This window comes from Mycolicibacterium chlorophenolicum, from assembly GCF_001044235.1.
Classification (GTDB): Bacteria; Actinomycetota; Actinomycetes; order Mycobacteriales; family Mycobacteriaceae; genus Mycobacterium; species Mycobacterium chlorophenolicum.
The window spans coordinates 244,000-266,801 of sequence record NZ_JYNL01000023.1; the positions used below are offsets into that span (position 1 = coordinate 244,000).

Consider the following 22,802-nt stretch of genomic DNA (forward strand, 5'->3'; position numbering starts at 1 on the left):
GGGGCGTTACATGCCCGGTGGAGGATCGGGTTCGCGCATCGGGGGATCGGCCGAGTGGATCCGGCCGCCGATCTTGATGTTGGGCGTCCGGAAATAGGCCCACCCGGTCATCAGGATCAGCGCCGCTGCCGCCAGGGCGACCGAACTCCGCACGTCGGGAAGGCCGCCGAGGACCAGCAGGACCACACCGGCGGCGGTACCCGACCAGTAGATCCGCCGCTTGACCGCGCGCCTCGGCAGCCGCGCGGTGTCCCAGCCGGGCACGGCGATGCCGGCCAGCAGCAGCGCGGCGCCGGCGATCAGCAGGATCTCCGAGATCGTCATGGCAGGACGAGCTGGAACCCGTCGACGATCTCCGAGGAGTCGCGCATGTACGTGGGGTTGCCGGCGTCGGTGGTCTGCACCGTCAGCGTCGCCAGATAGGTCGAGGTCTGGCTCTGCGCGACGACGGCGTGCATGATGACGGGTCGCAGCGGCGCCGGCCCCATCGGGGGAGCGGTGTAACGCGTTGTCTCCGAGGGGAATCCGCAGGTGGTGTTGCTCTCGGTACGCAGGTCGTAGGCACCCATCATGGCGGTCAGGTTGTTGCGGTTCTGGGCGAACACCTTCTCGGGATCCTGAGCGCCGGGCACCGACTCGAGGGTCACCACCGCATTCGGGGCGAACTGGTCGGAGATCAGGTCCTGCGCGACGATCGCGAACCGGATGATCTGGTTGTCCATCACGGTGTTGCGTTCCCACCCCGACGGCACGGGGACGCGCAGTTTCGGTTCGCGGGGATTCTTCGGCTCGACGTCGGTCAGCGGTGCCGTCACCGTGGCGCACTGTCCCTCGCCCGTCGCGGCGGCACCGGCGGCGGCGGTCACCGCGGTGCCGGTGATGTCACGGGCGCAGCCGGTGAGCAGCAGCGCGGTGGCGAGCAGCGCGGCGCAGCCCGCTCGGGTGATCGTCACGTCAGTTGCCTCCCAGTGTGCGGAGCAGGAATTCGTAGATCAGCGCGGAGCGGAACGCCACCTGCGGATTGTCCGCTGCGCCGGCGTGCCCGCCCTCGATGTTCTCGTAATACCGCACCGGATGCCCGGCGGCCTCCAGTGCGGCGGTCATCTTCCTGGCATGTCCGGGGTGCACGCGGTCGTCGCGCGTCGACGTGGTGATCAGCACCGGCGGGTAGCGCCGATCGGCCGAGATGTTCTGGTAGGGCGAGTATTCGGAGATGAACGCCCAGTCGTCGGGATCGTCGGGGTCGCCGTACTCGGCGACCCAGGACGCGCCCGCGAGCAGCAGGTGGAAGCGCTTCATGTCGAGCAGCGGCACGCTGCACACCAGTGCACCGAACAGTTCCGGGTACTGGGTGAGCATGATGCCCATCAGCAGGCCGCCGTTGCTGCCGCCTTGGGCGCCCAGGTGTTCGACGGTGGTGATGCCGCGCGCGACGAGGTCGCGGGCCACCGCGGCGAAGTCCTCGGCGACCAGATGCCGGCCCTCCCGCATGGCCTGCGTGTGCCAGGTGGGGCCGTACTCGCCCCCGCCGCGGATGTTGGCCAGCACGTAGGTGCCGCCGCGGGACAGCCACAGCCGCCCCAGCACCCCGTCGTAACCGGGGGTGCGGGCCACCTCGAAGCCGCCGTAGCCGCCGAGCAGGGTCGGTCCGGGGGCGTGCGCGTGGCGGTGGCCCACCACGAAGTACGGGATCGCGGTGCCGTCGTCCGACGTCGCGAAGTACTGGTTCACCGACAGGTCGGCGGCATCGAAGAACGACGGCGCCCGCTTGATCTCGCTCAGCGGACCGCCCGCCGCGCCGTACAGCAGCCGCGACGGGGTGTCGAAACCCGAGGAGTCCAGGAAGATCTCGTCGCCGAGGTGATCGGCCGCCACGATCGCGGTGTTGGTGTTGTCCGGGAGCCCGCTCACCGGCTCCGAGGTCCACGTGCCGGGGGTCAGCACCTCGACGTGGCTGGCCACGTCGGCGAGGGTGACCACGACCAGCCGGTCTCGGGTCCAGGCGTAGTGGTGCAGGCTGGTGTGCGCGTCGGGGGTGAAGACGGGCGTCAGTTCGGCTGTTCCGCAGAGGAATTCGGTGTAATCCGTGGCCAGCAGGGAGCCTGCGGGGTAGGTCGTCGACGCCGCCCCGTAGTTGTAGTGCCAGTCGGTGCGCAACTCGATCAGCAGCCAGGTGCGGTGGATCGAGATGCTGGCGTCGGTCGGGGTGTCGATCCTGATCAGCTCGTCGCCGCGCAGCTCGTAGACCTCTTCGTTGAAGAAATCCAGGGCGCGGCTGATCAGCGTGCGCTCGAAGCCGGGGGTGCGGTCCACCGACGCGGCGACCAGGACGTCGGCCGGGTCGCCCTCGAAGATCGTCTCCGCCTCGTCGAGCGGCTGACCGCGCTTCCAGCGCTTGACCAGCCGCGGATATCCCGACTCGGTGAGCGACCCCTCCCCGAAGTCCGTACCGACCAGCAGCGTGTCCTCGTCGACCCAGGTGGTCTGCGACTTCGCCTCGGCGAGCTCGAACCCGTCGTCGACGAAAGACCGCGTCGCCATGTCGAATTCGCGCACCACCGCGGCGTCAGAGCCGCCCCGGGACAGGCTGACCAGCGCCCGGGTGTGATCGGGTTCGATGACGTCCGCGCCCGCCCACACCCAGTTGGTGTCGTCGGCGCGCGCCAACTCGTCGACATCGATGACGACGTCCCACTCGGGCGTCTCGGTGCGGTAGCTCTCGAGGGTGGTGCGCCGCCACAGACCCTTGGTGTTGGACGCGTCGCGCCAGAAGTTGTAGAGGTACTCGCCGCGACGCCGCACGTAGGGGATCCGCGTATCGGTGTCGAGCACCTCCAGTGCCTCGGCGCGCATCTGCTCGAAGCGCTCACCGCCCAGTTCGGCGATCGTCGGCTCGTTGTGGGAACGCACCCACGCCAGCGCGTCGTCGCCGGTGACCTCCTCCAGCCACAGGTAGGGGTCCGGTGCTTGCTCCGCGTTCGTCACGCCCCCATTCTGCGGGTGCGCCGAAATTGCATTCCAGCAGGTCCTCACTCGCACTTCTGCTGCCGGAATGCAATTTCGGCGGGGGCGGGGCTCAGCTGAGGTGGTGCACCTCCTGCAGGCCGTACACCGGGGTGGCCATTCCCTCGTAGCGGGCCTTGAGCTGCAGCGCCAGATACAGCGAGTAGTGCCGCGACTGGTGCAGGTTGCCGCCGTGGAACCACAGGTTGGGCTGCTGCGTGGGCTTCCACATGTTGCGCTGCTCGCCCTCCCACGGACCGGGATCCTTCGGGGTGTCGCTGCCCAGGCCCCACACCTTGCCGACCCGGTCGGCGACCTCCTGACCGATCAGGTCGGCGGCCCAGCCGTTCATCGAGCCGTAGCCGGTCGCGTAGACCACCACGTCGGCGGGCAGTTCGGTGCCGTCGGCCAGCACCACCGCGTCCTCGGTGAGACGGTCGACCTGCCCGTGCGCCAGCTTGATCCGGCCGTCGGCGACCAGGTCGCACGCGCCGACGTCGATGTAGTAACCCGAGCCGCGGCGCAGGTACTTCATGAACAGACCGGATCCGTCGGCGCCCCAGTCCAGTTCGAAGCCGGCCGCCTCGAGGCGGTCGTAGAACTCTTTGTCGCGCTCGCGCATCTGGTCGTACAGCGGGATCTGGAACTCGTGCATGATCCGGTACGGCAGCGACGCGAACGTCAGATCGGCCTTCTCGGTGGTCATGCCCGACGCCAGCGCCCGCTCGGAGTACAGGTCGCCCAGCCCGATGTCCATCAGGGTGTCGGACTTGACGATGTGCGTGGAGGACCGCTGCACCATCGTCACGTCGACGCCGTTCTCGTACAGCGCCTTGCAGATGTCGTGGGCGGAGTTGTTCGAGCCGATCACGACGGCCTTCTTGCCGACGTACGGGTCCGGTCCGGGATGCGCCGACGAATGGTGCTGTTCACCGCGGAAGACGTCCTGGCCGGGCAGCGTGGGCACGTGCGGCTTGCCCGACATGCCGGTCGCCAGCACCAGCTGTGTCGGATGCAGGGTGAGGCGCTCGCCGTCGCGGTCGACCTCGACGGTCCAGGTTCCGCTGGCATCGTCGAAGGTGGCGGACAGGCACGTCGTCTTCGACCAGTACGGCACCTCCATCACGCGGGTGTAGAACTCCAGCCAGTCGCCGATCTTGTCCTTCGGGGCGAACACCGGCCAGTTCTGCGGGAACGGCAGGTAGGGCAGGTGGTCGTACCAGACCGGGTCGTGCAGGCACAGCGACTTGTACCGCTTGCGCCACTGATCGCCAGGCCTTTCGTGCTTGTCGACGACGATCGCCGGCACGCCGAGCTGACGCAGCCGCGCGCCGAGCGCGATGCCGCCCTGGCCGCCGCCGATCACCAGCGCGTAGGGCTGCGTGGTGCGGCCGAGCTCGGCGTCCTCGGCGGCCTTCTTCTCGGCCCACGACCGCGGATCGGGGTCGTCGCCGTGCACGGCGCCCATCACCCGGGTCGACCCCTTGGGCTCCTCGTGTCCCTTGAGTTCCTGCAGCGCGGTCAGCAGCGTCCAGGCCTGATCACCTTTGAGTCGCAGATGGCCGGTGCCGCGGCCGCTGCCGGTCTCGAACTCGATGAACGCCGACGTGACGTCGCCGTCCTGGGTGGCGGGCTCCCTGGTGCGGAAGCCCGACGGGTCGGTCTCGATCAGCCGGGCGCCCAGCATGTCGGCGATCTGGTCGCGGCCCTCGAGGGTCTTGATGTTCCAGGTGAACGACACCAGGTCGCGCCAGAAGCTGTCGACGGCGAACATGCCGACCGCGCGTTCGATGTCGCGGACGGCCAGCGCGGCCTCGAAGTCGGCCAGCCAGGCGTCGATGCGCTGCTGAGGGGTCAGATCAGTGCTCTTGGGGTGTGAAGTCTGAGGGTCGAGAGTTGAAGTCATGTGAGCCAGAGCACACCCTGGGCGAGGCCGGCACAAGAGTTGCGAAGCGTTGCAACCCCGGCCGCCTGTGCCCGCTGCAACCCCCTGCAACTCTTTCGCGGTGTGGCCGCCGTCACATAGACATGCCGATATGAAAGCAGCTGTCTACTACGGACCCAACAAGCTCGAGATCGACGACGTCGCCGAACCGGAGGTCCGCCCCGGCACTGTGAAGCTGCAGGTGGGCTTCAACGGCATCTGCGGCACCGATCTGCACGAGTACTACGCCGGCCCCATCTTCGTGCCGACGTCCCCGCACCCGCTGACCGGTGCGCAGCTGCCGCTGACGATGGGCCACGAGTTCTCCGGCACCATCACCGCCGTCGGGGACGGGGTGACCGGCTGGAGCGAGGGCGACCGCGTCGCCGTCGAGCCGATCTACAAGTGCGACCACTGCGGACCCTGCCGGGCCGGCAACTACAACGTCTGCCAGCAGATCGGCTTCCACGGGCTGATGTCCGACGGCGGCATGGCCGAGTCCACCGTCGTGCCGACGTCGATGCTGCACCGGCTGCCCGACAACGTGTCGCTGGAACTCGGTGCGCTCGTCGAGCCCATGTCGGTGGCCTACCACGCGGCCACCCTCGGCGACGTCAAAGCCGGCGACACCGCGATGGTGTTCGGCGCCGGCCCGATCGGCATCGGGCTGTGGTTCGCCTTGCGCGGCAAGGGACTCGAGGACGTGTTCGTCGTCGAGCCGTCGCCGACCCGGCGCGCGGCCATCGAGGCCCTCGGCGCGCAGACAATCGACCCGACCGCCTCCGACGTGCCCGCCTTCATCGCCGAGCACACCTCCGGCAACGGAGCGGACGCGGTGTTCGACGCTGCGGGCGTGACGCCCGCGGTGAGCACCGCGCTGGCCTGTGTCGGCTCCCGACGGCCGATGATCAGCGTGGCGATCTACGAAAAGCCGCTCGAGACACCGCTTCTCAACCTGGTGATGAACGAGTCCCGGATCCAGGGGTCGCTGTGCTACACCGGCGCGGACTTCGAAGCGGTGATCGCGCTGATGGCCGACGGCCGCTACGACACCACCGGCTGGGTGACCCGGATCCCGCTCGACGACGTCGTCGACGAGGGATTCGAGGCGCTGCACGCCGGCACCAAGATGAAAGTTCTCGTCGATCCGAACGGAGCGAACTGATATGGGGCTCAACGGGAAAGTCGCCCTCGTCACCGGAGCCGGGCGCGGCATCGGGCGCGGGATCGCGCTGCGGCTGGCACGCGACGGCGCCGACGTCGCACTGGTCGATGTCACCGGCGACAGCATCGAGAGCGTGGCGGGTGAGATCATCGACATCGGCTGCAAAGCAACGACGTTCGTCGCCGACGTCAGCGACCGCGATCAGGTGTTCGCCGCCGTCGAGCACGCCGCCTCCGCACTCGGCGGCCTCGACATCATGGTGAACAACGCCGGCATCGCCCTGGTCGGTCCGATCATCGACGTGACGCCCGCGGAGCTGAAGAAGTTGTGGGCGGTCAACGTCGACGGCGTGCTGTGGGGGATCCAGGCCGCCGTCGCACAATTCAGGAAGTCAGGCACGCGCGGCAAGATCATTAACGCCTCGTCCATCGCCGGGCACGACGGCTTCGCGATGCTCGGCCCCTACAGCGCGACCAAGTTCGCCGTGCGCGCCCTCACCCAGGCCGCCGCCAAAGAGCACGCCGCCGACGGCATCACCGTCAACGCGTACTGCCCCGGCGTGGTCGGCACCGACATGTGGGTGGAGATCGACAAGCGGTTCGCCGAACTGACCGGCGCCGCCGAAGGCGAGACCTATGACACGTTCGTCGGCGGCATCGCGCTGGGCCGCGCCGAGACGCCCGACGACGTCGCGGGTTTCGTGTCGTATCTGGCCGGGCCCGACTCCGACTACATGACCGGCCAGGCCGGCCTGATCGACGGCGGCCTGGTTTACCGCTGAGATGGAGAGCACAATCGCCAGTGATGCCAGGGTCGTCCGTGCCTGAACCCGCCGTGGCCGTCGGCGAGGATCCGCGCAGCTATGCGCGGCTGATGTCGGCTGTCTACGACGCGACGATGGCCGGGCACCGGGCACCGGCGCGCCCCCGCGAGGTGATCGGCGACTCCTGGCAGCGGCTGCTGGCCAGCGGGATCGAACCCAGCGACACCCCGGTGGTCGAGACCGGAGGCCTGGAGGCGCTGCGGCGCGCGTCGGGCCTGATGGAGGTGCTCGACGAGATCTCCCACGGCCTCGAATCGTTGGTCGCCGACGGGGAGAACATCCTCGTCGTCGCCGACGCGCAGGGCCGGGTGCTGTGGCGCTCCGGCTCGCCTGGCGTGCTGAGCAACGCCGACCGGCTCGGGTTCGTCGAGGGCGCGCACTGGGGCGAAGGGGCCGTCGGCACCAATGCGATCGGCACCGCGCTCGCCGCGCAACGCGCCGTCCAGGTGTTCTCCGCCGAGCACTTCCTGCGCAGCCACCACGCCTGGACGTGCGCGGGGGCGCCGATCCGCGACCCGCGGACCGGGCACGTCATCGGCGTCGTCGACGTGTCCGGCCCGGCCGCGACCGTGCATCCCACCACCATCGCGCTCGTCGACGCCGTCGCACGCCTGGCCGAATCGCACCTGCGCTCCGAGCACGACCGCACCTTGAACCGGCTGCGTACGGTCGCCGCGCCGATCCTCGCCCGCATGGGCACGCCCGCGCTGGCGGTGGACACCGAGGGCTGGGTCGCCGCGGTGGACGCGATGCCGCTGCACAACCGGATCCTGCTGCCCGACCAGATGGGTCCGGGCCGGGTGTGGCTCGCGACGCTGGGACCGTGCGCCGTCGAGCCGCTGCCCGGCGGCTGGCTGGTGCGGTTGGCCAAGGGAGACGGGTTGGCCGACGACGACAATTCACCGCACGTGTCGCAGGTGACGCTGGACTTCGCCGATCCGGACAGGCCGTCGTTGCAACTCACGGGGGAGTTCGGCTGCTGGCGCAACGACCTGTCGCTGCGCCACGCCGAGATCCTGTGCGCGCTGGCGCGCTCACCACAGGGCCGCTCCGCGCCGCAACTGGCAGAGGACCTCTACGGCGATCGCTCCCGGGTGGTGACGGTACGCGCGGAGATGTCGCGACTGCGCAAGCAGTTCGTCGGCCTGCTCGCCGCACAGCCGTACCGGTTCGCGTCGTCGGTCGGGCTCACGGTCTGCTATCCCGAGGATCGGCGGGCGCTGCTGCCGCCGTCGACGGCGCCGGCGATCCGCGCCGCCCGACTGGGGGAGGATGGATGACGTGCCCGCACCGAACCGAGCCCTGATCACCGCCGCGGCGGCCGACCTGCTGCGGACGCTGCAGGACCGCCACGGCGCGTTGATGTTCCATCAGTCCGGCGGATGCTGCGACGGCTCCTCACCGATGTGTTACCCCGACGGGGACTTCGTCGTCGGCGACCGCGACGTGCTGCTCGCCGTGTTCGACGTCGGCGACGGGGTGCCGGTGTGGATCTCCGGTCCGCAGTTCGACGCGTGGAAGCACACGCAGCTGGTGATCGACGTGGTGCCGGGCCGCGGCGGCGGCTTCAGCCTCGAGGCCCCCGAGGGCAAGCGGTTCCTGTCCCGGGGCCGCGCGTTCACCGACGAGGAGAACCGCGCGCTGGCCGCCGAAACGGTGGTGACGGGCGCGGCGTACGAGCGCGGCGAGCGTCCCGTGTCGAGTGGGACGCACGTCGTGGCCGAGGGCGTCGACGCCTGCCCGATGCCGCTGCGGTAGGCCGTCAGCGCGCCTCCCCGGAAAGCCGCTTCGCCGGGTTTACCGTCGAGAGGTGATCCCGCTGCCCCGCGCATCGGTATTGGCCGGAGTGATGATCGTCGGCGTCGCCCTCGGCATGATGGGCGCGCTCCTCGCCGCCGTCGAGATCACCGCGCCCGTCCGCCCCGACGTCGTCATCGCCCTCGTCGTCGGTGTCCCCGGCGTCCTCGGCACCCTGACCATCCTGATGTCCGGCCGACGCTGGGTCACCGCCCTCGGCGCCCTCGTTCTCGCCGTCGGGCCCGGCTGGTTCGGCGCGCTGGCCGCCCTGCAGGTGGCCACCGGTGTCTGAGCACACGCAGCCCTACACCCCGGAGTTCACCGGCGGCTTCGCCGCGCAGAGCGTGATCGACGACCCCGCGCCGCACACCGCCGCACCGGTCGTCGTTCCCGGAGTGCCGCAGTTCCTCGGCCGCTGGCGGTTCGTGCTCGTCACGGCGGCGGTCTGGATCCTCGCCGCCGCGGCAGGGGCGGGCCTGTACTACTGGTGGTATCACTCGCTGGAGAAGTCCCTGCCGGTGTTCGCGGTGCTGGTGTACCTGGTCGCCTGCATCGTCGGCGGCCTGCTCACCGCGATGGTGCAGAACCGGCCGTCGGTCACCGCGCTGGCGATCGCGTTCATGTCGGCGCCGCTGGCCTCGACGGCAGGGGCCGCCTTGCTTTACGGCGGATATGTGTTCGGCTGGATCACCCGGTAGCTAGTTGCCGAAGACCACTAGGGTGGTAAGGCGTGACCCACTATGACGTCGTCGTTCTCGGAGCAGGCCCCGGCGGGTACGTGGCGGCCATCCGCGCCGCCCAGCTCGGGCTGAACACCGCCATCATCGAACCCAAGTACTGGGGCGGCGTGTGCCTCAACGTCGGGTGTATCCCGTCCAAGGCGCTGCTGCGCAACGCCGAGCTGGCGCACATGTTCACCAAGGAAGCCAAGACGTTCGGCATCAGCGGGGACGTCAGCTTCGACTACGGCGCCGCGTTCGATCGCAGCCGTAAGGTCGCCGAGGGCCGGGTGGCCGGTGTGCACTTCCTGATGAAGAAGAACAAGATCACCGAGATCCACGGCTACGGCAAGTTCACCGACGACCACACGATCGTGGTCGACCTCAACGAGGGCGACACCGAGACGGTGACGTTCGACAACGCGATCATCGCGACCGGCGCCCACACCAAGCTGGTGCCCGGCACCAAGCTGTCCAAGAACGTCATCACCTACGAAGAGCAGATCATGGAGCGCGACCTGCCCGGCTCGATCGTCATCGCCGGCGCCGGCGCGATCGGCATGGAGTTCGCGTACGTGATGAAGAACTACGGCGTCGACGTCACGATCGTCGAGTTCCTGCCGCGCGCGCTGCCCAACGAGGACGCCGAGGTCTCCAAGGAGATCGAGAAGCAGTACAAGAAGCTCGGCGTGAAGATCCTGACCGGCACCAAAGTGGAATCCATCGACGACGATGGGTCGACGGTCACGGTCAAGATCAGCAAGGACGGCAAGGACGACGAGCTCAAGACCGACAAGGTCATGCAGGCCATCGGCTTCGTGCCCAACGTCGACGGCTACGACCTGAAGAAGACCGGCGTCGAGCTGACCGATCGCGGCGGCATCGGCATCGACGACTACATGCGCACCAACAAGCCGCACATCTACGCGATCGGCGACGTCACCGGAAAGCTGCAGCTCGCCCACGTCGCCGAGGCGATGGGTGTCGTCGCCGCCGAGACGATCGCCGGCGCCGAGACGTTGGCACTCGGCGACTACCGGATGATGCCGCGCGCGACGTTCTGCCAGCCGCAGGTCGCCAGCTTCGGTCTGACCGAGCAGCAGGCCAAGGACGAGGGCTACGACGTCGTCGTCGCCAAGTTCCCGTTCACCGCCAACGGCAAGGCGCACGGCCTGGCCGACCCGACCGGCTTCGTGAAGCTGATCGCCGACAAGAAGTACGGCGAACTGCTCGGCGGTCACCTGATCGGTCCCGACGTCTCCGAGTTGCTGCCCGAACTCACCCTGGCGCAGAAGTGGGACCTGACCGCCAACGAGCTCGCCCGCAACGTGCACACCCACCCGACCCTGTCGGAGGCGCTGCAGGAGTGCTTCCACGGCCTGGTCGGCCACATGATCAACTTCTAATTGAGGGCGATCTGGGTCGCCGGGATCGGCGGATTGGTGGTCGGCCACATGCTGTGGCTGGCCGGGATCTCCGCGGCCATCGGGTCGACCGACATCCCGATGTGGGTGCTGGTCGTCGCCGCGGCGTCGTTCCTCGTGGCGATCGCGGGCGGATACCTGGGCTGGCGGCAATGGCAGCAGAAGTCGCGCAGAGCCGAGGCGTGGGCGGTGTTCTGCTGGGCGCTGCCGGTGTCGCCGGTGCTGTTCTCGCTGACCGTGCTGGGCGTGACCTACCTATAACCGCCAATCCCTGACGGCGTTGCTGCCCGATCCCAGACAATGAGCCGGTGGGGGACGGGGTGGCCGACAACTTGATCCTGCGCTGGTGGCGCCAGCGCGACGAATACCAGTGGCGCATCGACTTTCTGCGCAGCCGCGGGCTGCTGTCGGTGCTGAGGCACGTGATCGCCGGCATCGGGGTGACGATGGGCGTGCTGTCCCTGCTGAACGTGTACGCGCCGCCGGGGGTCGACGCACCGCTGATCCGCGCGGGCTGGGCGTTCGTGGCCCTGGGCTCGCTGGGCTGGGCGGCGCGCTGGGCGCTGCTGCCGTGGCCGTCGGCCCGCGAGTCGGCGGTGCTCGTGGCGTTCGTCGACGTGATCATGACGATCTCGGCGCTGCTGTTCGGCGACGCGAACCTGGCCATGTCGGGGATCCCGATCCTGTTGTGCGCCGGAGGTTACGTGGTGTTCTTCCACGGCCCGCGACTGCATCTGGCCCACATCGCGTGGTGCACCGTCTCGGTGGTCGGCATCGCGGTGTGGTTGGCGGTGAGCGCGCCGGAATACGGGCTGCAGGTCGCGGTGTCGCGGGCGGTCATCGCGCTGCTGGTCACCGTCTGCATCCTGCCGGCCCTGCAGTTCGGATTCTGGTTGCTGCAGGGCAGTTCCAAACAGTCGCTGACCGATCCGCTGACCGAACTGACGAACCGGCGCGGTCTGGCGGTGTCGATCACACGGCTCGACGAGAGCGCGCCGCTGCAGTCGGATCTGTGCGCGCTGCTGATCGACGTCGACGGCTTCAAGGCGGTCAACGACACCCTCGGCCACGCCGTCGGGGACGAGGTGCTGATCCGCACCGCGCGCAGGATCCGGCAGAGCGTGCGCAGCGAGGCCGTCGTCGTGCGCTGGGGCGGCGAGGAATTCCTGGTCGTGGATCGGATCTCGCCCAGGCAGGCCGGTGCGGTCGCCGAACGGATCCGGGCGTCGGTCTCCGCACCCGCGCAGCCCACGGTGACCGTCAGCATCGGCCTCGCGACGAGCACGAGATGGGGCTCGGACCTCGAAGAGGTGATCACCGCGGCGGACACGGCGATGTACGAGGCCAAGGCTCGCGGCGGGGACCGCGTCGTGATCGCCGCCGACGTCTGGTGAGCCCTAGTCCGGGAAGTCCAGCGGCACCTGAAGTGTCGTGATCGTCGCGGCCAGACCGTCGTATTGCGCTGTGAGCAAGCAGAATTCGATCAGCTGCTGGGTGGTGTAGTGCCGCGACAGCGCCTGCCACGTCTGCGGTGAGACACCGCGGGTGACGACGAACTCGTCGGTGGCGGTGAGCAGCGTGCGTTCCCGGTCGGTGAGGCCGTCGGCGTCGGGCCCGGCGAAGATCGCGGCCTGCGTGGCCGCGTCCACGCCGCGGGTGCGGGCCAGCCTGCGGTGCTGCTGCAATTCGTACTCGCAGTCGCGCAGATGGCCGACGCGCAGGATCACGAACTCCGCGTCGCGCCGCGACAGCTTGCCGGCGCCGAGCAGATGAATGGACAGCGGCAACCAGGCCAGCAACAGGGTCTTGTGGTGACCGAGCACATTCAGCAGGCTGAACCGCGGCCGCCGGATGCCTTTGGCTCCGACCTTGGCGATCGCCCAGTTGACCGGGCCGAGCTCCTTGAAGCCACCCGGAGGAATGCGTGCGGTGCTCATGACTGCCTCACCAGATAGGGGGACACCGTCGAGCGGTGTTCGTCGATGTCGAGCGCGCGGCCCAGCGCGGGGAACGCCCGCTGCGGGCAGTTGTCCCGCTCGCAGACCCGGCAGCCGGCGCCGATGGGCGTCGCATTGTCACCACTGAGGTCCAGGCCTTCCGAGTAGACCAGCCGGTGCGCGTGCCGCAGTTCGCAGCCCAGGCCGATCGCGAACGTCTTACCCGGCTGACCATAGCGCGACGCGCGCCGCTCCACCGTGCGCGCCACCCACATGTACGCGCGGCCGTCGGGCATCTCGGCGATCTGCACGCCGATCTTGCCGGGGTTCGCGAACGTCTCGTAGACGTTCCACAGCGGGCAGGTGCCGCCGCTGGAGGAGAAGTGAAACCCGGTGGCGGACTGGCGTTTCGACATGTTGCCTGCGCGGTCGACGCGGACGAACGAGAACGGCACCCCGCGCATCGACGGCCGCTGCAGCGTGGACAGCCGATGGCAGATGGTCTCGTAACTGGCCGAGTAGTACGCCGAGAGCCGTTCGACGTCGTAGCGGAACTTCTCGGCGACGTCGTGGAACTGGGCGTACGGCAGCACCGTCGCCGCGGCGAAGTAGTTGGCCAGCCCGAGACGGGCGAGCTTGCGCGACTCCTCACTGGTGAAGTGGCCCTCGTCGGCGAGCTTGTCGATCAGGTCGCCGTACTCGAGGTAGGCGAGCTCGGAGGCCAGCCGGAAGACCCGCTGCCCGGTCGACAGGTGCGCGGTGATCTCCAGCGTCTTGGACACCGGGTCGAAGCGGTGCAGCACCCCTTCGCCGAGGTCGAGTCGGCGGATGATCGTCACACCGTGTACGAACCGCAGCCGGTCGGACAGGTCGCCGGCCAGGTCGCCCCGCTGGATGCGCATCCCGGCCGTCAGTTCCTCGGCGGCGGTGTCCAGCTCGTGCAGGTAGTTCTGCCGCTGGTAGAAGTAGTCGCGCACCTCTTCGTGCGGCATCGAGATGGCACCGGTGCCGCTGGCACCCGAGGTGGCGTTGCCGACGGTGAATCGGTCCTCGGTGGCGGCGGCCAGCTGCGTCGTCGTCAGCTGGTAGCGGCGGTGCAGGTTGACCATGGCGCGGGCCAGCGCGGGATGCGCGCCCACCATGTCGGCGACCTCGGCGGGCCCGACGTCGACGTCGAGGTCCCGGTCCATCAGCACCTCGCGCAGCTCGGCGATCAGGCGGGTGTCGTCCTGGGAGGCGAAGAACGTCGCGTCGACGCCGAACACCTCGGTGATGCGCAGCAGCACCGCCACCGTGAGCGGGCGCACGTCGTGCTCGATCTGGTTGAGGTAGCTGGGCGAGATGTCGAGCATCTGAGCGAGCGCGGCCTGGCTGAATCCGCGCTCGTTGCGCAACTGCCGGACCCGGGCCCCGACGTAGGTTTTGGCCACGTCAACCAGCCTAACAACCCTGCTAAGTGCTGATTTGCATCATTGGCAAGCCGGGTGCGTGTGGCATCATCAGGATTCGTGAGTACCCCCGGTCGGCCGACTGCCGCGACGCAGGGCCTGGCCAAGACGATGATGCCGGTGCCCGAGGGGCACCCCGACGTCTTCGACGTCGAATGGCCGCTGCGGGTGGCCGACGTGGACCGCGAGGGCAGGCTGAAATTCGACGCGGCGACCCGGCACATCCAAGACGTCGGCACCGATCAACTGCGCGAGATGGGGTTCGAGGAGACCCACCCGCTGTGGATCGTGCGCCGCACGATGATCGACATGATCGAGCCGATCGTGTTCAAGGACATGCTGCGGCTGCGGCGCTGGTGTTCGGGCACCTCGAACCGCTGGTGCGAGATGCGGGTGCGTATCGACGGTCGCAAGGGCGGCGTCGTCGAATCCGAGGCGTTCTGGATCAACATCAACAGGGAGACGCAGGGCCCCGCCCGCATCGCCGACGACTTCATCGAGGGCCTGCGGCGCACGACCAGCGAGGGCCGGCTGCGCTGGAAGGCCTATCTGAGCGCGGGTGGGCGCGAGGACGCCGAGCAGATTCGCGACTACCCCGTGCGCGTCAGCGACATCGACATCTTCGACCACATGAACAACTCGGTGTACTGGTCGGTGGTCGAGGACTACCTGCAGTCCCATCCCGAGTTGTTGAAAGCGCCGCTGCGGGTGACCATCGAGCACGATCTCCCCGTCGCGCTCGGTGACAAGTTGGAGATCCTCCGCCACACCTATCCGGCCGGATCGACCGAGAAGTTCGGCACCGACCTGAGCGACCGGACTGTTACAACGCTCACATATGCGGTCGGCGATGAGGTCAAAGCGGTCGCGTCGATCTTCGCGCTCTGAATCGCTTCACTTAAACAGTACGGCCGTACTGACCTGCGACGATCGTTTACCAGCCGGTAACTTCTGAACCGGTTCAGCAGCGACGTACCTTCGCAACCTTCGCAAGTTCTCCGGGTCCGTTGGCGAAAGTTTACAAGCGAAACGGGTGGACCTGCGGTTATGGCGTGATGCATGCTCGGTTCAGCACACCAGTGAAGTCGCTGGAACGTTAACAACTTGTTGAAGGAGTAGGTCCCTCATGACCAAGTCGACCGTGGGCACGCCGAAGTCCCCCGAACAGATCCAGCACGACTGGGACCACAACCCGCGCTGGAAGGGTGTCACCCGCACCTACACCCCGCAGGACGTGGTGGCCCTGCAGGGCACCGTCGTCGAGGAGCACACCCTGGCCCGCCGCGGCGCCGAGGTGCTCTGGGAGCAGCTGCACGACATGGACTTCGTCAACGCGCTCGGTGCGCTGACGGGCAACATGGCCGTCCAGCAGGTTCGCGCCGGCCTGAAGGCCATCTACCTGTCGGGATGGCAGGTCGCCGGTGACGCCAACCTGTCCGGCCACACCTACCCCGACCAGAGCCTCTACCCGGCCAACTCGGTGCCGCAGGTCGTGCGCCGCATCAACAACGCGCTGCTGCGCGCCGACGAGATCGCCAAGGTCGAGGGCGACCGCTCGGTGGAGAACTGGCTCGCGCCGATCGTCGCCGACGGTGAGGCCGGCTTCGGTGGTGCGCTCAACGTCTACGAGCTGCAGAAGGCGATGATCGCCGCCGGTGTCGCGGGTTCGCACTGGGAGGACCAGCTGGCCTCGGAGAAGAAGTGCGGCCACCTCGGTGGCAAGGTGCTGATCCCGACCCAGCAGCACATCCGCACGCTGACCTCGGCCCGTCTCGCGGCCGACGTCGCCGGCGTGCCGACCGTCGTCATCGCCCGTACCGACGCCGAGGCCGCCACGCTGATCACCTCCGACGTCGACGAGCGCGACCAGCCGTTCATCACCGGCGACCGCACCGCCGAGGGCTTCTACCGGGTGAAGAACGGCCTCGAGCCGTGCATCGCCCGCGCCAAGGCCTACGCGCCGTTTTCCGACCTGATCTGGATGGAGACCGGCACCCCGGACCTCGAGCTGGCCAAGAAGTTCGCCGAGGGCGTCAAGAGCGAGTTCCCGGACCAGATGCTGGCGTACAACTGCTCGCCGTCGTTCAACTGGCGCAAGCACCTCGACGACGCGACGATCGCGAAGTTCCAGAGGGAGCTCGGCGCGATGGGCTTCAAGTTCCAGTTCATCACGCTGGCCGGCTTCCACGCGCTCAACTACTCGATGTTCGACCTGGCCTACGGCTACGCCCGCAACCAGATGAGCGCCTACGTCGAGCTGCAGGAGCGCGAGTTCGCCGCCGAGGAGCGGGGCTACACCGCGACCAAGCACCAGCGCGAGGTCGGCGCCGGCTACTTCGACCGGATCGCCACCACCGTGGACCCCACCTCGTCGACCACCGCGCTCGCGGGCTCGACCGAAGAGGGCCAGTTCCACTAGATCGCTGACGCATGACAGCATGAGCCCCGCCTGGGCTTCCCGGGCGGGGCTCATCGCTGCGACGGTAGGAGAGATGTGAGCATCGAACGAGTCGGCGTCGTGGGCGCCGGGCAGATGGGCGGCGGCATCGCCGAGGTGTGCGCCAGGGCCGGTGCGGCCGTGGTGGTCTACGAGCCGTCGGCTGAGCTGGCCGAGGCGGGCAGGGCGCGCATCACGGCGTCGCTGGAGCGGGCGAAGGCGAAGGGCAAGCTGGCCGCCGACGAGTTCGAGATCACCCAGGCCCGGCTGACCTTCACCAGCGACCTCGCCGACCTGGCCGACCGCCAGCTGGTGATCGAGGCGATCGTCGAGGACGAGGCCGTCAAGGCGTCCGTGTTCGCCAAGCTCGACGAGATCGTCACCGACCCCGACGCGGTGCTGGCGTCGAACACCTCGAGCATCCCGATCATGAAAATCGCTGCGGCGACGAAGAATCCGAGCCGCGTGCTGGGTCTGCACTTCTTCAACCCGGTGCCGGTGCTGCCGCTGGTCGAGCTGGTCAACACGCTCGTCACGTCCGACGAGGCGATCGCACGGGTCGAGCAGTTCGCCGGGGAGACGCTGGGCAAGAAGGTGGTGCGCTGCGGCGACCGCTCGGGCTTCATCGTCAACGCGCTGCTGGTGCCGTACCTGCTCTCGGCGATCCGGATGGCCGAGGCCGGCGTGGCCAGCGTCGAGGACATCGACACCGCGGTCGTCGCGGGGCTCTCGCACCCGATGGGTCCGCTGCGGCTGTCCGATCTGATCGGCCTGGACACCATGAAGCTGATCGCCGATTCGATGTACGACGAGTACAAGGACGCCCACTACGCGCCGCCGCCGCTGCTGCAGCGCATGGTCGAGGCGGGCCAGCTGGGCAAGAAGACCGGCAAGGGCTTCTACAGCTACTGACCCTCCCGGGAACCGAACGGGTGCGCCGTGCGCCTGACTCGATGTGGGGAGATCATCGTCGGGCCGGAGGCACTCGCTGACGGAACAGCGACGCGCCAAGACCTGCGGCGCCGGTACGTGAAACTGCATCACAACGTCTACGCCCCGGTGGGAATGGTGCTCGCGCCCCGGGACCGCGCCTACGCCGCCTGGCTGTGGTCAGGGCGCAGCACCACGCTGGCGGGGCTGTCGGCGGCGGCGATGCACGGCTCCCGGTGGCTGCCGCATGATCACGCCGCGGAGCTGACGCGGATGCGGTCGGCCCTCGCGCCCGGGATTCGGATCCATCGGGAGGCGTTGCTCGACGACGAGGTGTGCCTCGTGCAGAGCATCGACTGTACGACCGTGGCGCGCACCGCTTTCGACATCGGCCGTCGAATTGCCGGTGATGAGGCGATCATTCGCATCGATGCGCTCTTCAACGCCACCCGCGCTGCAGTGGCGGACGTCGCCGTCGTCGCGGCCCGTCATCCCGGCGCCCGGGGGATTCGCCGGCTGCGGCAGGTCATGGCACTCGTCGACGGAGGGGCCGAGTCACCGCAGGAGACCCGGACCCGTCTCGTCCTCATCCGATCGGGGGCACCCGCCCTGCAGACTCAGATCCCGATCCGCAGCGCGTCGGGCCGGGTGGTGCGACGCATCGACATGGGTTGGCCCGAGTACCGCGTGGGCGTCGAGTACGACGGCGAGCAGCACTGGACGGATCCGGTATCGCACGCCGAGGACACCGCCCGGCTGGACTTCCTGGTCGAGCAGGGCTGGATCATCATCCGTGTCAGCGCGCGGCATCTGCGCGACGCTCCCGAGGACATCTGGCGGCGTGCCGAGCAGGCGCTCCGACGACGGGGCTGGACCGGCACCTGATAGGCGCCGAATGCACGCATTGTGATGGAAATCGGGCGAAAAGCGTCAGAAACCGTACGCTCGGCGCCGCCAAAGAGCCTAGGCCTTCTTCAGCCGCTTCTTCTCCGCCTCGACGTCGAAATCCGGTGGCGGCCAGGACATGTTGAGCTGCTTGAGCGCCTCGATCATCAACTCGGTGACGGCGAGGCGGCTGTACCACTTCCGGTTGCAGGGCACCACGTGCCACGGCGCGTACTCGGTGCTCGTGCGGTCCAGCATCGCCTGGTACGCCTCCTGGTACAGAGGCCACTTCAGCCGCTCGTCGATGTCGCCCGGGTTGTACTTCCAGTACTTGTCCGGCCGCTCGAGACGCTCGGCCAGTCGCTTCTTCTGCTCGTCGAGGGAGACGAACATCGCGACCTTCACCAGGCTCGTCCCGCTCTCGACGAGTTCGCGTTCGAACGCGTTGATCTCGTCGTAGCGTGGCTCCCACACCGCCGGGGGCACCAGGTTGTGCACGCGGACGATGAGCACGTCCTCGTAGTGGGAACGGTCGAACACCCCGATGTGGCCCGGCCGCGGCAGAGCCTTGCGGATCCGCCACAGAAAGTGATGCGACAGCTCCTCGGGCGTGGGCTTGCCGAAGTTGAAGTAGTCGACGCCCTGCGGATTACAGCCTCCGACAACATGTTTGACGATGCCGCCCTTGCCCGCGGTGTCCATGCCCTGCAGCACCAGCAACACCGAGCGGGTGTCGTCGACCCGGCTGCGGGCGTACAGCATCTCCTGCAGCTCGGCGAAGCGCACGTTGCGCTCCTCCTGCAGCGTCGGGGCATCCGACTTGACCCCACGGAAACCGGGCGTGGCGTCGGGGTCGATGTCGGCGACGAGGTCGCCCGGCGTGAACCTCAGCAGCGAGTGCGGTTCGTGCGACCACAGCGACGGAAGATCCAGGGGCTCGCTCACGCACCTAGTCAAGCAGCTGAGGGGGCAGTTCCGGGGAAGGATGGGCTTCGGACCTGAACCGCTCCAGCGAACCGCCGACCTCGACGATGCCGCACAGCGCGCTCCACGACAGCATCGTCAGGTAGTCGATCAGCTCGTCGGCGCTCATCCGCGGATGCGACATCCACGAGTGCGTGGCCAGTTGCACGCCGCCGACGATGTGGAACGCCCACGGCTCCGCGCCGCCGGTGTCCATGCCGACCGACACCATGCGCCGGCGCAGCATGACCGCCAGCATGCGGGCGATGATCTGCTCGGACTCGGCGACCGCCTTGCTCTTGCTCGCGGAGTTGTTCGCCATCACGAACCGGTAGGGCTCCGGTTCGGCGGCCACCGTCTCGACGTACACGCGGATGATCTCGCGGGTCAGGGCGTAGCCGTCCAGGTTCGACGACAGCGCGGCGGCCATGTTGGGGATCAGCGTGGTCTGCGCGAAGCGCATCATCACCGCGGTGGTCAGGTCGTTCTTGTCGACAAAGTAGCGGTACAGAACGGTCTTGGACACCCCGATCTCGGCGGCGATCTCGTCCATGCTGACGTTGCTGCCGAGCCGGCGGATGGCCTCCAGGGTGCCGTCCACGAGCTCATTCCGGCGCTCGACCTTGTGCCGATGCCAGCGCCGTTTGCGCCCATCGGTTTTGACCGCCACCGGCGGGGAATGTTGTGCCACGTTCGCGGTGATCCGTTCGTTAGTCCTTGTCGATAATACGGTGGTCGGGCGGGGCTGGTTGGCCGCGCAGGGATGATGGACACGTGGCACATCGAGTGAACATCCCCGACGCCGGGCAACGACCCCGCGCAAGCTTCGCCGAGAAGCTCGCCGGAGCCGATTCGCCGGCTGACGCCGAGCGGCGGCGCGCCCTACGACGCATGAAGGCCGTCGCGCTCGGCTTCCTCCTCGGGGCGTCGGTGATCTTCCTGCTGTGCACCTGGGCGCAGTCCCACGGGGCGGCGCCGTGGGTGGGCTATGTCCGGGCGGCCGCCGAGGCGGGCATGGTCGGTGCGCTGGCCGACTGGTTCGCGGTGACCGCGCTGTTCAAGCACCCCCTGGGTCTGCCGATCCCGCACACCGCGATCATCAAGCGCAAGAAAGACCAGCTCGGCGAGGGTCTCAGCGACTTCGTCCGGGAGAACTTCCTGTCCCCGGAGAACGTGGAGACCAAGCTGCGCGACGCCGACGTCGCCAGCCGGACAGGCAAGTGGCTCGCCGAACCGGTCAACGCCGAGCGGGTGGCCGCCGAGGCGTCGACGGTGCTGCGCGTGCTGGTCGAGATGCTGCGTGACGAAGACGTCCAGCAGGTGCTGGACCGGATGATCGTCAAGCGCATCGCCGAGCCGCAGTGGGGACCGCCGATCGGGCGGGTGCTGGCGTCGCTACTGGAGGAGGGCCGCCAGGAGGCGCTGCTGCAGTTGCTGGCCGACCGGGCGTTCCAGTGGTCGCTCAACGCCGGTGAGGTCATCGAGCGCGTCATCGAGCGTGATTCGCCGACGTGGTCGCCGCGTTGGGTGGACCACCTCGTCGGCGAGCGCATCCACCGCGAGCTGATGGACTTCACCGACAAGGTCCGCCGCAATCCCGACCACGAGCTGCGCCGCTCGGCCACCAAGTTCCTGTTCGAGTTCGCCGGCGATCTGCAGAGCGACGAGGCGACGATCCAGAAGGCCGAGAACGTCAAGGAGCAGATCATGGCCCGCGACGAGGTCGCGCGGGCCGCCGAGACGGCGTGGAGCACCGCCAAGCGGCTCATCCTGGAGTCGGTCGACGATCCGTCGTCGGCGCTGCGCACCCGTATCGCCGACTCCGTCGTGCGCATCGGGGAGTCCCTGCGCGACGACGCCGATCTGCGCGACAAGGTGGACAACTGGATCGTGCGCGGCGCCCAGCACCTGGTCGTCGGTTACGGGGCGGAGATCACCACGATCATCACCGACACCATCGAGCGCTGGGACGCCGACGAGGCGAGCCGGCGGATCGAACTGCACGTGGGCCGCGACCTGCAGTTCATCCGGATCAACGGCACGGTGGTGGGGTCGCTCGCCGGCCTGGCGATCTACACGATCGCCCAGCTACTGTTCTGACCTGCGCTAACTGGGTGCTTGCAAAAGTTAGCACTCAGTCGTACCGTGGAGTTGTCGGTAAACACACCACGGCAGCGAAGGAGGACAGCACCATGGCGCAGGACGAGAATCTCGCCGCGGTCGTCTCCAGCGCCGCCCAGGACATCGGCAGCTTCATCCGGACCCAGCGGGAAGCCGCGCAGGTCTCGGTGCGGCAGCTCGCCGAGAAGGCCGGTGTCAGCAATCCCTACCTGAGCCAGATCGAACGGGGATTGCGCAAGCCCTCAGCAGATGTGCTGAACCAGATCGCCAAGGCGCTGAGGGTGTCGGCCGAGGTGCTCTACATCCGGGCCGGAATCCTCGAGCCCAGCGAGACCAACCAGGTGCGCGACGCCATCATCACCGACACGGCGATCAACGAGCGGCAGAAGCAGGTGCTGCTCGACATCTACACGTCGTTCTGCCAGCAGAACGAGGCGGCACTGCTCGAGGCTGCGGCCGCGGCGGGACCGTCCAGTGCAGACGACAGTGTCCGTGACGACGACGAGGAGCCGACGACGGAACACGACAACAGCCCTCTGCAGATCACGCAATCACCCCAACAGACCTCCATCAGTTAGTGAAAGGAAATCCCCATGGCTGAGAAGAATCAGCTCGACGTCGAAGACCTGAAGGCCCCGCTGCTCGCCGCCGTCGGCGCAGCCGACCTCGCGCTCGAGCGCGTCAACGAGATCGTCGCGACGCTGCGTGAGCGCGCCGGCGACGCCCGCAGCGACGCCGAGACCCGTCTCGAGGAGCGCCGCGCCCGCATCAACCAGCTGCAGGAGGAGCTGCCGGCCCAGTTCGAGGACATCCGCGGCAAGCTGACCCCCGAGGAGCTGCGCAAGGTCGCCGAGGGCTACGCGGAGGCCGCGCAGTCAACCTACAACAAGCTCATCGAGCGCGGCGAGGCCGCCCTGGAGCGCCTGCGCGCCCAGCCGGCCCTCGAAGGCGCCGCCAGCCGGGTCGAGGAGTACACCGACCAGGCCGTGGAGCTGACCCAGGAGGCGCTGGGCAACGTGGCGTCGCAGACCCGCGCGGTCGGTGAGCGCGCCGCCAAGCTGGTCGGCGTCGAGCTGCCCAAGCGCGCCGAGTCGGCCGCCGAGCCGGTGAAGAAGGCCGCCAAGAAGGCCCCGGCCAAGAAGGCCGCTCCGGCCAAGGCCGCCGCCAAGAAGGCCCCCGCCAAGAAGGCGCCGGCCAAGAAGGTCACCCAGAAGTAAGCGATGACT

General features: G+C 68.4%; 24 protein-coding genes. 16 read left to right on the forward strand and 8 right to left on the reverse strand.

Going from position 1 to position 22,802, the window contains the following annotated elements; translation table 11 throughout:
• Nucleotides 1-6 precede the first annotated feature (6 nt).
• The 4 genes from MCHLDSM_RS13330 to MCHLDSM_RS13345 form a co-directional block, all read right to left on the reverse strand.
• A complete protein-coding gene (locus MCHLDSM_RS13330; protein WP_048470507.1) occupies nt 7-324 on the reverse strand; it encodes a hypothetical protein in 318 nt (105 codons plus the stop codon).
• On the reverse strand, nt 321-953 hold the full coding sequence (locus tag MCHLDSM_RS13335; RefSeq protein WP_048470508.1) for an LpqN/LpqT family lipoprotein: 633 nt from the start codon (nt 951-953) through the stop codon (nt 321-323). Before MCHLDSM_RS13335 ends, MCHLDSM_RS13330 begins: the two co-directional genes overlap by 4 nt.
• A 1-nt stretch (nt 954) precedes the next feature.
• Complete coding sequence (locus tag MCHLDSM_RS13340; RefSeq protein WP_048470509.1) at nt 955-2,985, reverse strand: prolyl oligopeptidase family serine peptidase; 2,031 nt, start codon at nt 2,983-2,985, stop codon at nt 955-957.
• A 91-nt stretch (nt 2,986-3,076) separates the two neighbouring features.
• Nucleotides 3,077-4,909, reverse strand: a complete 1,833-nt coding sequence (locus tag MCHLDSM_RS13345) for a flavin-containing monooxygenase (protein WP_174545677.1) — start codon at nt 4,907-4,909, stop codon at nt 3,077-3,079.
• Between the two features lie 130 nt (nt 4,910-5,039).
• Between MCHLDSM_RS13345 and MCHLDSM_RS13350 the strand changes: the two genes are divergently transcribed.
• Genes MCHLDSM_RS13350 through MCHLDSM_RS13390 form a run of 9 tightly spaced genes read left to right on the forward strand, consistent with a single transcriptional unit; the run spans nt 5,040 to nt 12,249 of the window.
• Entirely contained in the window at nt 5,040-6,092 is a 1,053-nt protein-coding gene (locus tag MCHLDSM_RS13350) for a 2,3-butanediol dehydrogenase (RefSeq protein WP_048470511.1), read from the forward strand.
• A gap of 1 nt (nt 6,093) precedes the next feature.
• On the forward strand, nt 6,094-6,873 hold the full coding sequence (locus MCHLDSM_RS13355; protein ID WP_048470512.1) for an acetoin reductase: 780 nt from the start codon (nt 6,094-6,096) through the stop codon (nt 6,871-6,873).
• Nucleotides 6,874-6,896: 23 nt separating this feature from the next.
• Complete coding sequence (locus MCHLDSM_RS13360; protein ID WP_048470513.1) at nt 6,897-8,195, forward strand: helix-turn-helix domain-containing protein; 1,299 nt, start codon at nt 6,897-6,899, stop codon at nt 8,193-8,195.
• Between the two features lies 1 nt (nt 8,196).
• Nucleotides 8,197-8,673 (forward strand): DUF779 domain-containing protein, encoded by a 477-nt coding sequence (locus MCHLDSM_RS13365; RefSeq protein ID WP_109788812.1) that lies wholly within the window; start codon nt 8,197-8,199, stop codon nt 8,671-8,673.
• A gap of 52 nt (nt 8,674-8,725) precedes the next feature.
• Entirely contained in the window at nt 8,726-9,004 is a 279-nt protein-coding gene (locus MCHLDSM_RS13370; RefSeq protein ID WP_048470515.1) for a putative holin, read from the forward strand.
• Nucleotides 8,997-9,410, forward strand: a complete 414-nt coding sequence (locus MCHLDSM_RS13375) for a hypothetical protein (protein ID WP_048418772.1) — start codon at nt 8,997-8,999, stop codon at nt 9,408-9,410. The genes MCHLDSM_RS13370 and MCHLDSM_RS13375 overlap by 8 nt, the downstream gene beginning before the upstream one ends.
• A gap of 32 nt (nt 9,411-9,442) precedes the next feature.
• Nucleotides 9,443-10,837: a dihydrolipoyl dehydrogenase gene (lpdA, locus tag MCHLDSM_RS13380; protein ID WP_048470516.1), complete on the forward strand. Its 1,395-nt coding sequence runs from the start codon at nt 9,443-9,445 to the stop codon at nt 10,835-10,837.
• Nucleotides 10,838-11,116, forward strand: a complete 279-nt coding sequence (locus tag MCHLDSM_RS13385) for a hypothetical protein (protein WP_048470517.1) — start codon at nt 10,838-10,840, stop codon at nt 11,114-11,116.
• A gap of 47 nt (nt 11,117-11,163) precedes the next feature.
• Complete coding sequence (locus MCHLDSM_RS13390) at nt 11,164-12,249, forward strand: GGDEF domain-containing protein (protein ID WP_048470518.1); 1,086 nt, start codon at nt 11,164-11,166, stop codon at nt 12,247-12,249.
• Nucleotides 12,250-12,252: 3 nt separating this feature from the next.
• On the opposite strand, the gene MCHLDSM_RS13395 is transcribed toward MCHLDSM_RS13390, so the two are convergent.
• Both MCHLDSM_RS13395 and ramB read right to left on the reverse strand, forming a co-directional pair.
• Nucleotides 12,253-12,792, reverse strand: coding sequence for a carboxymuconolactone decarboxylase family protein (locus MCHLDSM_RS13395; RefSeq protein ID WP_048470519.1), 540 nt, complete (start codon nt 12,790-12,792; stop codon nt 12,253-12,255).
• Nucleotides 12,789-14,222, reverse strand: coding sequence for an acetate metabolism transcriptional regulator RamB (ramB, locus tag MCHLDSM_RS13400; RefSeq protein WP_048470520.1), 1,434 nt, complete (start codon nt 14,220-14,222; stop codon nt 12,789-12,791). The genes MCHLDSM_RS13395 and ramB overlap by 4 nt, the downstream gene beginning before the upstream one ends.
• Before the next feature lie 129 nt (nt 14,223-14,351).
• Here ramB and MCHLDSM_RS13405 point away from each other — a divergent pair, with 129 nt between their 5' ends.
• The 4 genes from MCHLDSM_RS13405 (at nt 14,352) to MCHLDSM_RS13420 (ending at nt 18,492) form a co-directional block, all read left to right on the forward strand.
• A complete protein-coding gene (locus MCHLDSM_RS13405; protein ID WP_048470521.1) occupies nt 14,352-15,128 on the forward strand; it encodes an acyl-[acyl-carrier-protein] thioesterase in 777 nt (258 codons plus the stop codon).
• Nucleotides 15,129-15,366: 238 nt separating this feature from the next.
• Nucleotides 15,367-16,659 (forward strand): isocitrate lyase, encoded by a 1,293-nt coding sequence (aceA, locus tag MCHLDSM_RS13410; protein ID WP_048470522.1) that lies wholly within the window; start codon nt 15,367-15,369, stop codon nt 16,657-16,659.
• 75 nt (nt 16,660-16,734) lie between these two features.
• Complete coding sequence (locus MCHLDSM_RS13415) at nt 16,735-17,589, forward strand: 3-hydroxybutyryl-CoA dehydrogenase (RefSeq protein ID WP_048418764.1); 855 nt, start codon at nt 16,735-16,737, stop codon at nt 17,587-17,589.
• A gap of 27 nt (nt 17,590-17,616) precedes the next feature.
• Complete coding sequence (locus MCHLDSM_RS13420; RefSeq protein WP_234713967.1) at nt 17,617-18,492, forward strand: endonuclease domain-containing protein; 876 nt, start codon at nt 17,617-17,619, stop codon at nt 18,490-18,492.
• Nucleotides 18,493-18,570: 78 nt separating this feature from the next.
• Here the strand turns inward: MCHLDSM_RS13420 and MCHLDSM_RS13425 are convergent, their stop codons facing one another.
• Together MCHLDSM_RS13425 and MCHLDSM_RS13430 are read right to left on the reverse strand one after the other, a co-directional pair.
• Nucleotides 18,571-19,437: a polyphosphate kinase 2 family protein gene (locus MCHLDSM_RS13425; RefSeq protein ID WP_048470523.1), complete on the reverse strand. Its 867-nt coding sequence runs from the start codon at nt 19,435-19,437 to the stop codon at nt 18,571-18,573.
• 4 nt (nt 19,438-19,441) lie between these two features.
• Entirely contained in the window at nt 19,442-20,146 is a 705-nt protein-coding gene (locus MCHLDSM_RS13430; RefSeq protein WP_048418762.1) for a TetR/AcrR family transcriptional regulator, read from the reverse strand.
• 83 nt (nt 20,147-20,229) lie between these two features.
• On the opposite strand from MCHLDSM_RS13430, the gene MCHLDSM_RS13435 reads away from it, so the two are divergent.
• The 3 genes from MCHLDSM_RS13435 (at nt 20,230) to MCHLDSM_RS13445 (ending at nt 22,793) form a co-directional block, all read left to right on the forward strand.
• The gene (locus MCHLDSM_RS13435) at nt 20,230-21,555 is read left to right on the forward strand and encodes a DUF445 domain-containing protein (RefSeq protein ID WP_048470524.1); all 1,326 of its coding nucleotides are present in this window, start codon (nt 20,230-20,232) and stop codon (nt 21,553-21,555) included.
• A 92-nt stretch (nt 21,556-21,647) separates the two neighbouring features.
• Nucleotides 21,648-22,154, forward strand: a complete 507-nt coding sequence (locus MCHLDSM_RS13440; protein WP_048418760.1) for a helix-turn-helix domain-containing protein — start codon at nt 21,648-21,650, stop codon at nt 22,152-22,154.
• A 15-nt stretch (nt 22,155-22,169) separates the two neighbouring features.
• Entirely contained in the window at nt 22,170-22,793 is a 624-nt protein-coding gene (locus MCHLDSM_RS13445) for a hypothetical protein (RefSeq protein ID WP_048470525.1), read from the forward strand.
• The last annotated feature ends 9 nt before the right edge of the window (nt 22,794-22,802 follow it).